Origin of the sequence: Amycolatopsis suaedae, from assembly GCF_004214935.1 — a bacterium.
GTDB classification, from domain to species: domain Bacteria; phylum Actinomycetota; class Actinomycetes; order Mycobacteriales; family Pseudonocardiaceae; genus Amycolatopsis; species Amycolatopsis suaedae.
On the sequence record NZ_SFCC01000013.1, the window covers coordinates 241,931 to 256,636 of the forward strand.

Annotated in this window: 11 protein-coding genes; 4 read left to right on the plus strand and 7 right to left on the minus strand. The window is 71.6% G+C overall.

Annotation, left to right across the window (positions count from 1 at the left end; translation table 11 throughout):
- Positions 1-9 precede the first annotated feature (9 nt).
- Positions 10-324 (plus strand): hypothetical protein, encoded by a 315-nt coding sequence (locus tag EWH70_RS25695; RefSeq protein WP_130478076.1) that lies wholly within the window; start codon positions 10-12, stop codon positions 322-324.
- Between the two features lie 21 nt (positions 325-345).
- Here EWH70_RS25695 and EWH70_RS25700 read toward each other — a convergent pair whose 3' ends face one another.
- The 6 genes from EWH70_RS25700 to EWH70_RS25725 all read right to left on the minus strand — a co-directional run bounded on the left by EWH70_RS25700 (position 346) and on the right by EWH70_RS25725 (position 5,628).
- Positions 346-954: a response regulator transcription factor gene (locus tag EWH70_RS25700; protein WP_130478077.1), complete on the minus strand. Its 609-nt coding sequence runs from the start codon at positions 952-954 to the stop codon at positions 346-348.
- The gene (locus tag EWH70_RS25705; RefSeq protein ID WP_240687226.1) at positions 951-2,045 is read right to left on the minus strand and encodes a sensor histidine kinase; all 1,095 of its coding nucleotides are present in this window, start codon (positions 2,043-2,045) and stop codon (positions 951-953) included. Before EWH70_RS25705 ends, EWH70_RS25700 begins: the two co-directional genes overlap by 4 nt.
- Before the next feature lie 47 nt (positions 2,046-2,092).
- On the minus strand, positions 2,093-2,521 hold the full coding sequence (locus EWH70_RS25710; protein ID WP_130478078.1) for a hypothetical protein: 429 nt from the start codon (positions 2,519-2,521) through the stop codon (positions 2,093-2,095).
- Positions 2,522-2,626: 105 nt separating this feature from the next.
- The gene (locus EWH70_RS25715) at positions 2,627-3,175 is read right to left on the minus strand and encodes a helix-turn-helix transcriptional regulator (protein ID WP_130478079.1); all 549 of its coding nucleotides are present in this window, start codon (positions 3,173-3,175) and stop codon (positions 2,627-2,629) included.
- A 92-nt stretch (positions 3,176-3,267) separates the two neighbouring features.
- The gene (locus tag EWH70_RS25720) at positions 3,268-4,284 is read right to left on the minus strand and encodes a purine-nucleoside phosphorylase (RefSeq protein WP_130478080.1); all 1,017 of its coding nucleotides are present in this window, start codon (positions 4,282-4,284) and stop codon (positions 3,268-3,270) included.
- Between the two features lie 57 nt (positions 4,285-4,341).
- Positions 4,342-5,628, minus strand: coding sequence for a glycoside hydrolase 5 family protein (locus EWH70_RS25725; protein ID WP_130478081.1), 1,287 nt, complete (start codon positions 5,626-5,628; stop codon positions 4,342-4,344).
- 410 nt (positions 5,629-6,038) lie between these two features.
- Here EWH70_RS25725 and EWH70_RS25730 point away from each other — a divergent pair, with 410 nt between their 5' ends.
- Both EWH70_RS25730 and EWH70_RS25735 read left to right on the plus strand, forming a co-directional pair.
- Positions 6,039-7,487, plus strand: a complete 1,449-nt coding sequence (locus tag EWH70_RS25730) for a serine/threonine-protein kinase (protein ID WP_240687227.1) — start codon at positions 6,039-6,041, stop codon at positions 7,485-7,487.
- 212 nt (positions 7,488-7,699) lie between these two features.
- Positions 7,700-8,749 (plus strand): hypothetical protein, encoded by a 1,050-nt coding sequence (locus tag EWH70_RS25735; protein WP_130478083.1) that lies wholly within the window; start codon positions 7,700-7,702, stop codon positions 8,747-8,749.
- Here the strand turns inward: EWH70_RS25735 and EWH70_RS25740 are convergent.
- The gene (locus EWH70_RS25740) at positions 8,738-11,947 is read right to left on the minus strand and encodes an AfsR/SARP family transcriptional regulator (protein ID WP_165436414.1); all 3,210 of its coding nucleotides are present in this window, start codon (positions 11,945-11,947) and stop codon (positions 8,738-8,740) included. The two genes, EWH70_RS25735 and EWH70_RS25740, sit on opposite strands and share 12 nt — an antisense overlap.
- Before the next feature lie 22 nt (positions 11,948-11,969).
- Here EWH70_RS25740 and EWH70_RS25745 point away from each other — a divergent pair, with 22 nt between their 5' ends.
- Entirely contained in the window at positions 11,970-14,675 is a 2,706-nt protein-coding gene (locus EWH70_RS25745; protein ID WP_130478085.1) for an AfsR/SARP family transcriptional regulator, read from the plus strand.
- Positions 14,676-14,706 lie beyond the last annotated feature (31 nt).

Consider the following 14,706-nt stretch of genomic DNA (forward strand, 5'->3'; position numbering starts at 1 on the left):
AGGAAAATCATGGGTTATCAGCAACGACGAGCCGAACTGGTCGCCAAGCGAGCCGCACCCCACCTGGAGCCCGGTGAGCGGATCCAGACGGGGTTCATCGCGGTCACCGGCTCCGGAATCTTCACCGTGCCCGCGGCGACGATCGTGGTCACCGACCGGGCGATCCTGGTGGTGACCCGCGACGGCGCGCGGCGCTTCCCCCGCGACATCCGCTTCGGCACGCCGTCCGGCCTGTACCACCGGATCGAACTCGACCGGCCGTACAAGGTGCACCGGCAGTTCTTCGCGGAGGTCGTCGCCGCCGACGAGGCACTGCCCGGCTGAGCGCGGGCCCGGCCCGCGCCGTCACAGCCAGCCGCGTTCGTCGGCCACCCGCAGCGCCTCCATCCGGTTGCGGGTGCCGGTCTTGGTGGTGGCCCCGGACAGGTAGTTGCGCACGGTGCCCTCGGCGAGGTACAGCCGGGCGGCGATCTCGGCGACGGTGGCGCCGGAGCGGGCCGCGATGAGCACGTCACGTTCGCGGGCGGTGAGCGGCGACTCGCCCGCCGCCAGGGTGGCCGCGGCAAGGGCCGGGTCCACCACCCGTTCCCCGGCCGCCACCCGCCGGATGGCGTCGGCGAGGGTGTCGGCAGGGGCGTCCTTGACGACGAACCCGACCGCGCCGGCCTCCATCGCCCGGCGCAGGTAGCCGGTCCGGCCGAAGGTGGTCAGGATGACCACCCGGCAGGCGGGCACCTGCGCGGTGAGCACGGCCGCCGCGGCCAGCCCGTCCAGGCCAGGCATGTCGATGTCCAGCAGCGCCACGTCCGGACGGTGGTCCAGTGCCGCGGCCGCCACCTCGTCGCCCCGGCCGACCGAGGCCACCACCTCGAAGTCCGGCTCCAGGTCGAGCAGGACACGCAAAGCCTGCCGGACCAGCTCCTGGTCGTCGGCGAGCAGCAGCCGGATCGTCATGCCGGGAACTCCACGCGCAGCGACCACCCGCGTGGTGGCACCGGGCCGGCGGTCAGCACACCGCCCGCCGCTGCCACGCGGGTACGCAGTCCGTCCAACCCGGACCCGGTGCCGGCCGGGCCGCCGGCCCCGTCGTCCCGGATCTCCACGGACGACACGGTCAGCTCGACCGTGCACCGGCCGGCCCGTGCGTGCCGCACCACGTTCGTCACCCCTTCCCGCACGATCCAGCCGAACAGTTCCTGCCGCTCGGGCGGTACCCCGTCGGACGCGGTCGGCAGGTCGGCGGCGACACCCGCCGCCCTCAGCAGTTCCCGGCCGCGGGCGAGCTCGCCTGCCAGCGTCACCTCCCGGTATCCGGACACCGCGGCCCGCACGTCGGCCAGCGTCTGGCGGGACAACCGTTCCACCGACTCGATCTCCGCCAGCGCGGCGGCGGGCGCGCCGGCGGCGAGCCGCCTGGCCAGGCCGCTCTTCACGGTGATGGCGGTGAGCGAGTGGCCGAGCAGGTCGTGCAGGTCACGGGCGATCCGGTTGCGTTCGGCCTCCGAAGCCAGCCTGGCCACCTCCGCTCTGGCCTCGCGCAGCTGCCGGTTGGCCGTGGCGGTGCCGCTGAAGGCATGGACCAGCAGCGCGGTGAACACGACGGCGACCGCGTGGTACCAGCCGGGACCGGTGTCCCAGCCGGGCACCAGCATCGGCACCACGACGCACGCCGTGGCCCCCAGCACGACGAGAGCTGGCCCCGTCCGGCGACCGGCGCGTACCGCCGCCGCCGGCACGATCACCGCGAGGAGGATCAGCGCGGTCTCGCGGGCCAGCAGCGCCACCGGCACGGCCAGTGCCGTCATCACCGCCAGCAGCCCCCAGTAGGCCTGCCACGCCGACCGCATCGAGGCGACCACGACGGCGAGGTAGCACGCGGCGATCCCCGCCAGCAGCAGGTAGCCGGCGACGAGCCCGGCGCCGCGTGAGTACTGGGCGACCCCGGCGCCCGCCAGGAACGGGTAGCAGAGCATGCCCAGCGACAGCAGCAGCCGGCGCCGTTCGTCCAAGCCGCCCGGTTGCCCGGACTCCGCCCTTCCTGCCACGCCGCCGACCGTACCGCCGCCCGGGCGGACCTGCGCGGACGCCGTGATCACCGTGCCGCGAACGTGGTGCGCACGCTCCGCGCGAAGGTCAGCAGGACGACGATGACCAGCAGTGCGCCGCACACCCCGTTCTCGATCTTGAACCAGACCGGGAAGGCGCCGGGAACGGACTCGATCACGACGATCGCCACCACCTGGGCGCCCGCGATGAGCCGCACCCTGCGGTAGTCACGCCGCGAGCCCCTTGCCATGGACACACCGATGGCGAAGGTGACCAGCGAGGCGACGGCCAGGATCGAGCCGCGGATCCACACCGCCTCGGTGACCATGGCGGCGTTGCCGCTGAACACCACGATCGCCAGCAGGGTCAGCACGCTCACGGCCGCGTATCCGCCAAGCAGTGAACGAGCGATGTGCAGCTTCTCGCGGGCGTCGGGATCGGTCACGCTCGTGGGCGAGTTCGGTTGTTTCGTCATGCCCCCATGCTGATCAGCGCCCGTTGACGCTGGTAGCGACGTTGTCCATCACCTCCTCGTGAGGTTTGTCAGAAACCGGGCATACGACACCGCGCCGGGCGCCGTTCATCTGCTCCGCAGCGCGAGCTGGGTGCGGTTGCGCACGCCGAGCTTGGCCATCGCGCCGGTGAGGTGCTTCTTGACCGTGTCGACGCTGACGTAGAGTTGGTCCGCGATCTCCCGGTTGGTCAGCCCCGCCGCGACGAGGTCGGCCACCTGCCGTTCCCGTGGCGACAACATCGACCTGTCCGGCGCGGGCGGCGCCCGGTGGTTGGCCAGCCACGGACCCAGGTGACGGCACAGCAGCGACAGCAGCAACTGGTCGCGCCGGCTCACCCCGGCCGTCTCACCGTGGTAGACGACCAGCAGTGCCCTGCCGCCGGTGCCGCCGTCGACGACCCCCTGCATCAGGTTCGCGGCGCCGTCACCGGCCGGATGCCTGTCGACGGCACTGACCGGCAGGTTGCCGTGGACATCCACGATCAGGCTGTTCCGCCAGCCCAGATGACACGCCACGGCCTGCCGCACCTCGTCGAAGAAGCACTCCCGGTGCGCGCACGCGGCCGCGACCTCCAGAACCTGGAACAGTGACCGAAAATCCTCCGCTGGCAACATCGTGACCCCCTACACCCGGCAACGTTTCCGCACCGAGGATGCGACGCGGACCGGGGCCCGGACATCGGTCGATGTGCGAAACCGGCTGTCACTTAAGTAGGGGGTGGCCGCCGACTTTCGCCGGATGCGGGGACGCCGTGCTCCCAGACCGTCCAGCGCTCCACGATGTCCTGAACCACCACGGACCCGACCCGGTAGGCGTTCTCGGCCGCGAGGTCCCAGCAGTCGTTCGCACCGAACGCGTCCTGCGGGCGCCCGCCCGGTGGTGCCTGGTCGAAGTTCGACCCCACGCGCAGGATCGCGACCCGGGCGGCGTCGACCAGTCCGGCCGCCGCGGCCCGCCACAGGACCAGCAGCGTGGCGTTGTCCTCCATCTGCGTCGTGCAGTACTGGCCGCGTCCCCCGGTGAAGACGCTGACCCAGCGCCGGGCCCGCTGGCTCAGCAGCGGCCCGGACCAGAAGGTGTTCTCCGACATGGTCGAACCGATCCGCACCATCGGCGCGGCGTTCGCCGGGGCCTCGGGATAGCGGGCGCGCAGCGCGGCGGCCTGTTCGCTGTCGGCCAGGTCCACGTCCGCGGTGAGCCGGTACGCCGCACGCAGGAACCGGGGGTCCAGCTCGAACACCTCGTGGCCCAGGCCCCAGGCCGGTGGTGCGCCCGGACGGTCCGCGCCGAGCGCGACGTAGCCGGAGTCCCAGCCGTCAGGTAGTTCCCTGGCGTCGATGTGGTGGGCCGCACCGCCGTGGACGGCGAAGTCGGTCCACACGGCGGTGCCGAGTGTGCCCTGTGCGGGGTCGATCCCGCTGATACCGGCCACCAGGATGTAGGTGCCGCGCAGATCGAAGTGACCACTGTGGACCAGCGCGGTCAGCGAGGCCGCCGCGTTCGCCTCCCCGGCACCGGTCACCACGAGCCCCACGCCCCGTTCGTCGTAGCGGACGACGGGCGATTCGGCGGGCAACCCGGACACGGCGACCTCGCGGTCGAACCGGCCCCCGGCGAGCCACAACCGGGACTCCAGTCTCCTGGCCGGATCCGGCCCGTCGTACATGGTCACCACCAGCACCCGCAGCGGCAGCGCCTTCTTCGTCTCCGTGGTGACCGACACGGCTGTCAGCCCATCACGAAGGCGACCCAGCCGGGTATTACCCGAAGGTGGAACCGGTCACCGGACACAGGCATCCGGGCGTTTGATCGGGGCCCAGACACCGTTGATGGCGCCGCCGCCGTCGCTGAGGTTGAAGAACTCGTCCTGGTTGGCGAGTGGTTCACGGGTGTCCCAGGTCCAGAACAGCCATCCCCGGACCCCCTCGGCGCAGGAGGCGACCTGCGCGTCGCGCATGCCCCACGCCGCCTTGATCAGGTCCTGGTCCCACTCCCGGTGATGTGCGCCGAACTCCCCGGCGATGACCGGTTTGCGCAGTGCCCGGTGTTCCATGGTCGCCAGGTCCTCGGCCACCGTGTAGCCGCGTACCTTCGGGTAGAGGTGGATGTCGAGCAGGTCGACGGCCGTGCCGCCGAGCGCCGAGGGCCGGCCGGGTGCCCAGTCGTGCCGGTGGGACAGCCCATCGAATCCGGTCCGGTTGACCGCGCGGTTGGTGAAGAAGCCGATGGCCAGCTCGGCGGCCGGGTCGACCGAGGTGAGCGCGTCCTTGAGCCCGTTGACGTAGACGGCCAGGCTGGCGTCGGCGGACCGCTGGCGCTCGGCCGGGTTCGCCATGTCGTAGACGACCCCGTCGAGCCCGGTCACGGTGCCGCGGTACTCGTGGTAGGGCGCCTCGCGTACCCGGAAGTGCTGCTCGTTGTCGGCCTGGTAGGCGAGAACCGCGGTGCCGTAGCGCGGTCCCAGCCGCTCCAGCAGGCGCGCCGAGAACTGGGTGAGGTACTCCTGTTTGGCCCGCAGGAAACCGGTGTGCAGGAAATGCAGGTTGTGCCCGGCGACGTTGTGCACGGGGTACTGCCTGATGATGTCGGAGTAGTACCTGTTGGGTGGCACGCCGTCCAGTGAGGGAAGGGTGTAGACGCCGTGGTCGGCGGCCAGCCGGACGAAATCGGTCACGTTGGCCAGGTACTCGGCCTTGATCGGCTCGACACTGTCCCCGCCCGTGGAGATGCCGTGGGAGACCGGCCAGCCGCCGCCGTGGTCGATGAACACCCGCACGGTGTTGTAGCCGTCGTGTTTCATCTGCGCCAGCGCCGCCCGTACCGCGGCCTGGTCGTACCGTCCTGGTTCGAACGTCGACGAGTACACGTACTTCGCGGCGCCGGGTGGCGCGAACTCCGCCAGCCGCACGTAGTTCGCTCCCCGCGGGACGAACGGCCGCCCGGTGGCGGTGTCGGTGAGGCCACCGTCGTCGATGGCGATCCGGGGCAGCACCGGCGCGGTGGCCTCCGCCGGGGTCGCCATCGCCGCTGCCAGCGCGACGACGGCGGTCAGAATTCTGGTGTACACGGTCCCTCCAGGACTCAGCGGCTCAGCCAGGCCGCAGTGGGTCTGACAGCGCACGTGATACCCGGCGTCGTCACAGACTGCCGACGATCACGGTCGCGCGCCCGGCGGGCCTGCGGGCGAACAGCAGGATTCCGCCGGGAGCAGCGTCCCGATCAGCACGAGGTAGCGGAACAGTACGAACAAGACAGCACCGGCGCCGCTGGTAGCCCGGGTACCCGTACGGATACCGCGGCATGCCCGGTTTCCCATCTGCACTCCCCCGCTCGCGCCCCTCCTGCGCGGGCCACCGTAGCGGCGCCGCGCTGACAGATCGCTTTCATTCCACGCACCGCGGGGCAGGATCGTCGCCACATTGCGACGGCCGCCGGACCGTGGCTAGTGTCGCCCCGGTCCGGCGTCGAGGGAGGATCGTGGAAGGGCTCACAGCGGGCGATCCCGTCGCCGTCGGCCGTTACCGGCTGGTCGGCTCACTGGGTGAGGGGGGCATGGGCCGGGTGTGGCTCGGTGTCGCTCCCGACGGGAGGCTGGCCGCGGTCAAGCTGGTCCACCCGCATCTCGCGCGGGACGAGGGTTTCCGTTCCCGGTTCCGCCGGGAGGTCGAGGTGTCCCGCGCGGTGTCCGGTGCGTACACCGCGGCCGTGCTGGACGCCGACACCGAAGCCGCCGCGCCCTGGCTGGCCTCGGTGTACGTACCGGGGCCGTCGCTGCGGCAGGCGGTCGACCTGGTGGGTCCGCTGCCGGTGCACACCCTGCGCGTCCTCACCGCCGGGCTGGCCTCCGCACTGATCGACATCCACCGGGCCGGACTCATCCACCGCGACCTCAAGCCGTCCAACGTGTTGCTCACCGACGACGGCCCGCGGGTCATCGACTTCGGCATCGCCCGCGCGATCGAGGGCAACCACGAACTGACGTCGACGGGCTCGATCATCGGCTCACCGGGTTTCATGTCGCCCGAGCAGGCACTCGGCGCCGATCTCACCCCGGCCAGCGACGTGTTCTCGCTGGGCGCGATGCTGGTCATGGCCGCGGGCGGGCGCAGTCCGTTCGACGGGAACTCCACACCGCAGATCCTGTACAACGTCGTGCACGCCACGCCCCGGCTCGACGCCGTTCCCCTGCCGTTGCGTGCACTTCTCGCCGCCTGCCTGGACAAGACCCCGTCCCGCAGGCCGGCACCGCGGCAGATCCTGGACGCGGTGGCCGGGGCGGCCACCGCACACGGCTGGCTGCCACCGCCCGTCGTGGCCGCCGCCGACCGGCACCGGGCGCAGGCTCGCGCGCTGGTGACCGGAACCCCGATCCCGAAACGCCGGTCCCGCGCCAGAAAGTGGCTGCTCGCGGCCCTGGTCACGGTGGTGGTGCTGACCGCCGGAGTGATCACCGCCGTCCAGCTCGGGTCACCGGGCGAGCTTCCCGCCGCCTCCTACGACCAGCTACCGAAATGGTGCCGCAAGTTCACCCCGGACGCGCTGCGTACCGTGTCGGTGGCCTACCCGTATCCGGAAGCCAGCAGCCAGTACGGGTCCGTGGTCAGTTGCGAGTGGGTCGGCGATCCCAACGTGAACCACTTCTACGTCTCCCGCGACGCCACCGGCGACCCGGCCGAGACCTTCCGGCGCACGGCATCCGGCAAGGGGTACTACCAGGCGCCGGACGTCACCGTCGGCCTGGCCGCACTGTGGAAGCACAGTGGCCGCGTCGGTGAGCTGACGGTGGAGCTACTCGCCCACGACGCCACGGCCGTGGTCAGCATCAAGCTGGGTACCGACCGCCTCGACATGAGCAACGAGGCGGACATCGACACGGCGCGCCGGCTTCTCGTTCCGCTGGCGAACACCGCACTGGCCGGCGCCTGACCGTCAGGCGGACGAAAGCGATCTGTCAGAGGTCTTTCGTTACCGTCGCCGCGGTTGACGGTCCGTGGGGTTCCAGAGGGGGCAGGAGCTGCAGGACAGGATGCGCAGAGTGAGTTCACGAAGCTGATGGCCGACCACCGGGTGCTGCTGGGCCGCGGTCCCGCCCCGGGCCGCCAATGGCACGTCCCGCCGGCCGCCCAGTAAGGACGGACATGTTCGCCACCAACAACCACGAGGCATTCCTCGATTCGCTGAGCTGGCTTTCCGATCTCCTCCACGATGTCCTGGTGATGGACGGAGCCGACGATCTGAACAAGAGTCCGCAGTTCCTGCTTGATTTCCCGAAGAAGGCCTACGCGCCGCCGAGCCGCAGTGGCTGCAAGTACGTGGTCAAGGCTCCGGCATTCCTGAGCATTCGCAATGACGGAACCAACGCGTATGCGGAGTTCGAACAGGCACTGACCACCGTCAGCGCCGCCGCCGAGGGCAGGGCGGCCGCGGTGGTCCAGGAAGTCAGGGACACACTGGAGCCGGTCATGCTGCTCGACTCCGCCCATGTCCGGGACGCCCATCGCCTGCTCACCGAGGCGTGGGAGATCTCCCGCTATCCACCGGAGGACTTCGCGGACCTGAAAACCCACCACGACGTCTGGGACGGCGACGCGGCGGACGAGTTCTTCGGCAACTTCTACCAGCCGCTCCACGGGGTCCGGCTGCACCACGGCAAGGTGGTCCACGAACTCGCCAAGCTCCTGGGCGCCACCAACGTGGCCATCGACCGGATCCAGAGCCAGGTGCTGGCCTGGCTAGACGTGGAAGCCGCGACGTTGAAGGCGCTGCTCGCGCAGACTGTCGCCACGGCCGGCGCCACACCCGCGGCGAAACAACTGAAGCGCCTCGGCGCGATCACCTCTGTTGTCGGGCCGGTCCTGGCGAGCCCCACGAACCTGGGCGCGGGCGTGCTTCAGGCTGTGGCGGCCCTTCCGTCCGCCATCGGCGAGTTGATCGAACCGGAAGTCGTGGCCGGCCAGGCAAGCCCGGCACCCAAGGCTGTCGTCGAGTACATACCGAGGCAGGCCGCCGAACTGCGCCGGGAGTTCTTCGACGCCGGTGAGTCGATCACCGCCGCGGCAACCACGATCATCACCGAGATCGACGGCCACCAGGGGTACAACAACTTCGCCGTCCGGCGGCCGAGCATGGCGGACGGCGTGGACGGGCCCGGCTTTCATCACAAGTCGGTCGCCGGGTCATACGACTGACACGCCGGCCGCGGGCAGCCCGATGTCCGCGGCGAGACGCTCCGCCTCGCGGCGGTAGGCCGCCGCCGCGGCGGAGTCGGCCCGCTGCCGCGCGATCCTGGAGAGCAGGTCCAGCGCGTCCACCCGCACCACCCGCTGCCCGGTCTCCTCGCTGAGCGAGAGGGCCTGCTCCGCATGCTCGCGTGCCGCGGCTTCCCCCGTGGCGAAGCCGATCTCGGCGAGCTCGATCAGCGCACGCACCTCGAACCCGCGGCAGCCGATCTCCCCGGCGGCCCGCAACGCCTCGGCCACGCTGGACCGTGCCACGTCCGGATCGCCCAGACAGCGGTCGACCGCGGCGAGGCCGATCAACGTTTCCACCCTGGCCTGGGCGATTCCACTCCGGTCCGCCACCCGCAGCGCCTGCCGGAAACGCTCCCGCGCCGCGGCCAGGTCACCACAGCGCAGGTCGATCGAGGCACGCGCGTTGAGTGCGCGAACCTCCCGTGGCCGGTCGCCGCTGTGCACGGCCAGCGCGACGCCGGTGTCGGCGTACTCACGTGCCCGCGCGTACCGGCCGCGATCCCGGTACAGCCGCGACAGGGCGATCGTCGACATCATGCGGCCGATGCTGTAGGACAGCTCGGCGGACAGGCGGGCCGCCTCGGTCAGGTTCTCGCCAGCCTCGGCGAAGTGGCCCCGCTGGTGTTCGGCCGTTCCGATGCTGAACAGCGACAGGGCCCTGCCGGCATCGTCGCCGTGTTCGGTGGCGATGACCAGCGCGCGCCGCGCGTAGCCGACCGAGCCGGCCAGGTCGCCGAGCAGTTCGGACACCGTGGCGAGGTTGTGCAGGCAGCCCGCTTCCAGCAGTGCCCGCCCGGATCCGGCCGCGAGTTCGAGCGCCTCCCGGTGGTATCCGGCGGCGGCGCGCAGCTTCCCGGCGTGCTGGCTGGCCAGCCCGACGACGACCAGCACCACCAGCTCCCCCAGCGACCAGCCGGACTGCCTGAGCAGGGGCAGCGCCCGCTCGGCGAAGGCGGCCGACTGGTCGAGCTCACCGGTACACAGATGCAGGTGGGCCAGATTGGTCATCGCCGCGCCGAGCGGCAGGGGGTCGCCGATCACCGAGGCCGCGGCGAGCACCGCCTGCGCCGACTCCAGCCAGACCACGACCTGCGGCTCGCGCTGCAGATAGGCCCGCAGGGTGAACCCGATCCGCCAGGCGTGGTCGTTGAACCCGCCGTTCTGTCCGCTAAGGACTATGGCGACGAGGTTGTCCCGTTCCGCGTCCAGCCAGCTTCTGGCTTCGGTGTGGCTGTCGAATTCGGCGGGACGGACCGGATCCCCCACCACGGTGGGCGCCCGGACGGCAGCAGGGTCCATTCTGGACACGGCGTTGTCGGCGGACTCCAGGTACCAGTCGAGCAGGCCACGGAGGGCCTGGTCCCGCGCGGCCGGTGTCTCGTCGGCGTAGGCGCACTCGTCGGCATAGGCACGCAGGAGGTCGTGAAAGCAGAAACGGCCGGGAACGTGTTCGGTGAGGAGGTGTGCCTGGACCAGGGTGCGCAACAGCTCCAGCACACGGCCCGGGGACGAACCGGTCAGCGCGGCGGCGGCGGCCGCGGTCAGGTCGGCACCGGGGACCAGTCCGAGCAGGCGGAACAGTCGTTGCGCCGCAGGCGGAAGCCGTGCGTAGGAGTGTTCGAACAGAGTGCGCACCGCCGTGGCCGGGTCGTCGCCGGAGGTCAGTGTGGACAACGCCCTGTGGCGGCTGAGCCGGGCGAGGTAGTCGTCCAGGCGCAGGCCCGGTTCGCCGGCCAGATCGGCCGCCGCGATGCGCAACGCGAGCGGCAACCCGGCGCACCGGGCGGCCAGCGGAGCGAGGTGCGCGGTGTGCCCGCCGCGCTCGCCCAGCCCCATGGCCAGCAGATCGACGGCGTCGCCCGCGGGGAGCATGCCGACGTCGATCCGGTGCGCCGCATGGGTGACGACCAGGCCGCGCAGGCGTGATCGGCTGGTGACCAGCACCAGCGCCTGCGGATGACCGGGCAGCAACGGCCGGACCTGTTCGGGATCGGCGGCGTTGTCCAGCACCACCAGCACCCGCCGGCCGGTGAGCAGTGAACGGTACAGCGCCGCGGCCTGATCCTGGTCGGTGGGAACGGCGTCCGGCCGCACACCGAGCGCACCGAGAAAACCCGCGAGCGCCTCGATCGGGCGCAGCGGGTCCGACGGCCCCCAGCCACGCAGGTTGACGTACAGCTGACCGTCCGGGAACCGGTGTACATGCTGATGCGCCCAGTGCACAGCCAGTGCCGTCTTGCCCGCACCGGGCGTACCCGCGAGCACGACGACGGTCACGCCTGCCTCGCCCAGGCCCGCCAGCTGTTCGTCCAGCTGGGCGAGTTCGGCCGTCCTGCCGGTGAACCGGCCCGGAGCGGCCGGCAGCTGCGCAGGCACCGTGGCGGCGGGCACTTCTGCCTCCGGCGCGTCGGCGAGAATCGCCTCGTGCAGCCGCTGCACGCCCGGGCTGGGATCCAGTCCCTGGGCCTCGGCCAGGGCATGGGCGAGCCTGCGGTACTCGGCCAGCGCGTCGGGCCTGCGACCGGCACGGTAGAGGGCCCGGATCAGCATTTCGCTCAGGCTCTCCCGCACGGGATGCTCGCTGACCAGCCTGCTCAGCGTGGTGGTGACGAGGTCGTACTGACCTAGCCTGCACCGCACGTCGGCCCAGAACTGGCCGGCACGCAAGCGTTCCTCGTCCAGATGCGGTGCTTCCTCCTGACGCAGGACCGGCGATTCGACGTCGGCGTAGGCAGGTCCGCGCCAGAGTCCCAGGGCCGTCTCCAGCAGACCGGCCGCCTCGTCCAGCCGCCCGGCGGCGTCCGCGCGGTGTGCCGCTTCGACGAGTTCGCGGAACCGCAGGACGTCCAGCGACTCCGCGGTGACCGCCAGCGTGTAACCTCCTTGCCCGGTGCGGACGGTCGCGGTGCCGACGAGATCGCGCAGCCGCCGGACGTTGGTCTGGATCGCCGAGCGCGGGTCGCGAGGGCCGTCCTCGTCCCACATCCAGTGCGCCAGCTGCCTGATCGGTACCAGTTCGCCGGGGCGCGCCAGCAACGCGGCCAGCAGGGCCGCGACCTTTCCGCCCGGCACCGGGACCGCTTCCCCGCCGACCTCGACGCGCAGCGGTCCCAGCACGAAGAACTCCACCCTCACCGCCTGCACGATACTGGCTCCCATGACCGTGCGAATCGAAGTTCTGGGCCCGGTTCGCGTCCTGGTCGACGGCACAGTGGTGCCCCTGCGTGGCCTGGCACGGACCCTTCTCGCGGGCTTGTCCTCTCGCGCGGGCGACATGGTGCCGGTCCCGGTACTGGTGCGCTGGCTGTGGTCCGGCGGCCCGCCACCGCGTAAGCCGCGGCAGGCCGTGCACGCCCTGGTGCACCGGCTCCGGGAGGTCGTCGGCGACCTGCTGCGTACCACCCCTGGCGGCTATGTCCTCGCCGCCGACGCGGACAGCCTCGACCTGGCCGGCTTCCGCCGCCTGGTCACCGAGTCCGAGCGGCACGAGGCCGCCGGCCGGACCGCCGACGCGGGCACGTGCCTGGACGACGCCCTGGCACTGTGGCAGAGCAGCGCGTTCGTCGACGTCGACTCGGACACCTTCCGGCACGACGAGGCCGAACCGCTGAACGCCGAGCGAATCGCGGCCGCGCGGCGGTGGGCGAACCTGCGGCTCCAGCTGGGCCTGCTCGACGGCGTCGCCCCCGAGCTGACCAGGCTGGTCCGCGAGCACCCGTCCGGCCGGCGGCTGCACGAGCTGCTGATCACGGTGCTGCTCCGGTCGGGCAGGCGGGCCGAGGCACTGGCCGAGTACGACCGGCTCGGCGTCCCGTCGCCGGGGTTGCGTGCCCTGCTCGACGAGCAGGGCACGGCGGCCGAGGTGCCACGGCAACTGCCGTCCGCGATCCCTCATTTCGTCGGGCGGTCCGCCGAACTGCGACGGCTCGCCGAGCTGGCGGCCGGACCCGCGACCGTGGTCGTCGAAGGGACCGCCGGTGTCGGGAAGACCGCCCTCGCCGTGACCTTCGCGCACCGGTCCGCGGAGAAGTACCCGGGCGGGCAGATCTTTCTCAACCTGCGTGGCTACGAGCCGGACGCGGCACTGGACGCGACGTCGGCCCTGCTCGTTCTGCTGCACTCGATCGGTGTCCCCGGCGACACGGTCCCGGCCGCCGTCGACGAGCGGGTCGCGCTGTGGCGTGCCCGGACCGCCTACCGGCGGTTGCTGGTGATCCTGGACAACGTGCGCGACCGCGAGCTGCTCGCCCCGCTGCTGCCGGGGCCCGGCTGCACGACGCTGGTCACCACCAGGGACCGGCAGGCCGGACCGGGCCTCGCCATGGTCACGGTCGAGCCGATGCCACCCGGCGACGGGGTGCGCCTGCTGTCCCGGATCCTCGGCGAGGAGAGGGTGACGCACGACCCGGAAGCCGGCAGGCGGTTCGTCGCCCGGTGCGCGGGACTGCCACTGGCGATCCGGATCCTGAGTGAGAACGCCGGCCTGCATCCCGGGCTGTCACTGCGGGACTTCCTCGGTGCGCTGGACGGACCGGACGACCTGACGGCGTTCGCCGTCGACGACGACCCGGCCGCCGACCTGCGCTCGGTGTTCGCCCATTCCTACCGCGCGCTCGACCAGGACACCGCGCGGCTGTTCCGGCTGCTCGGCCTGCATCCCGGGGTGGACTTCACCGCACGGGCCGCCGCCGCCCTCGCCGGCATCGAGGACGCCACCGCGCAGCGTCGACTGAGCCAGCTCACGGCCGCTCATCTCGTCGAGGAGCCCGAACCCGGCCGCTTCCGGTTCCACGACCTGCTGCGTGCCTACGCGAAGGACCTGTGCGGGCAACAGGACACCGCCGCCGAACGCGACGCGGCAACCGGCCGGCTGCTCGACTGGTTCCTCGCCGCCACGGCCGAGGCGGGTGCGCTGCTGCTACCACACCGCCGAGTCCACCTGGCGACCATCACGACGACGGCCCGCCCGCCCGCACTGGCAGACCTGACGCAGGCACGCGAGTGGTGCCGGGCCGAATACCCGAACCTGCTCGCCGCGATCCGGCTCGCCGCGGCGACAGCCCGGCACCGCTACGCCTGGCAGCTGCCCTGGGCACTCCAGTCCTACCTGCTCAACCAGACCCTGCTGCACGACGGGCTCGCCGTGCACGACCTCGCGCTCACGGCGGCGCGTCACCTCGGAGACCAGCGGGCGCAGGCGTGGATCCTGACCTGCCGGGGCTTCCTGTACACCTACCTGCTCGACGACCGGCGTGCCCTGGACAGCCATCGCGGCGCGCTGGACCTGCGCAGAGCCGTCGGCGACCGGATGCTCGAAGGTGAGAGCCTGCTCAACCTCGCCCTGGTCCACCAGCGGACCGGCGAGCAGGACCAGGCTCTGCGCGACTGCCTCGGCGCCCTCGCCATCGCCCGCGAACTGGGTCTCCGCTATGCCGAACTCGCCTGCCTGAGCACGCTCGCCGGCATCGAGATCGCACTCGGCCGGTACGCCGGCGCGCTGGGACACCTGCACGAGTCGATCGCGATCCAGGACAAGCTCCAGGACCGCCACCACGACGGGTTACGGCTGACCAACCTGGGGCTGGCGACCGCCGGCCTGGGCAAGCTGGACGAGAGTGCAGGCTGGCTGCGCCGCGCGGTGGAAGCGTTCCGGGACAACGACGAGTCGTTCGAGGAATCCAGCAGGCTGGTGCTGCTCGGCGAGGTGCACCGGCGGCGTGGTGCCGGCGAGGCCGCCCAGGCCTGCTTCGACCGGGCGCGGCGGCTGGTCGGCGAACTCGTCGACCAGCAGGTCATCACCCCGGCCAAGGCCGCCCGGTGGTTCGACGAGGCGATGGCGCTGTTCGGCCCCGGAACGGCGTAGGTTTGAGACAGCCGCCGAAGGGGTATCCGTC

Bases quoted from the DNA above. Each gene is read 5' to 3' on its own strand.
- EWH70_RS25695 (WP_130478076.1), top strand. From the start codon at position 10: ATGGGTTATCAGCAACGACGAGCCGAACTGGTCGCCAAGCGAGCCGCA.
- EWH70_RS25715 (WP_130478079.1), bottom strand. From the start codon at position 3,175: ATGTTGCCAGCGGAGGATTTTCGGTCACTGTTCCAGGTTCTGGAGGTC.
- EWH70_RS25745 (WP_130478085.1), top strand. From the start codon at position 11,970: ATGACCGTGCGAATCGAAGTTCTGGGCCCGGTTCGCGTCCTGGTCGAC.
- EWH70_RS25710 (WP_130478078.1), bottom strand. From the start codon at position 2,521: ATGACGAAACAACCGAACTCGCCCACGAGCGTGACCGATCCCGACGCC.
- EWH70_RS25700 (WP_130478077.1), bottom strand. From the start codon at position 954: ATGACGATCCGGCTGCTGCTCGCCGACGACCAGGAGCTGGTCCGGCAG.
- EWH70_RS25735 (WP_130478083.1), top strand. From the start codon at position 7,700: ATGTTCGCCACCAACAACCACGAGGCATTCCTCGATTCGCTGAGCTGG.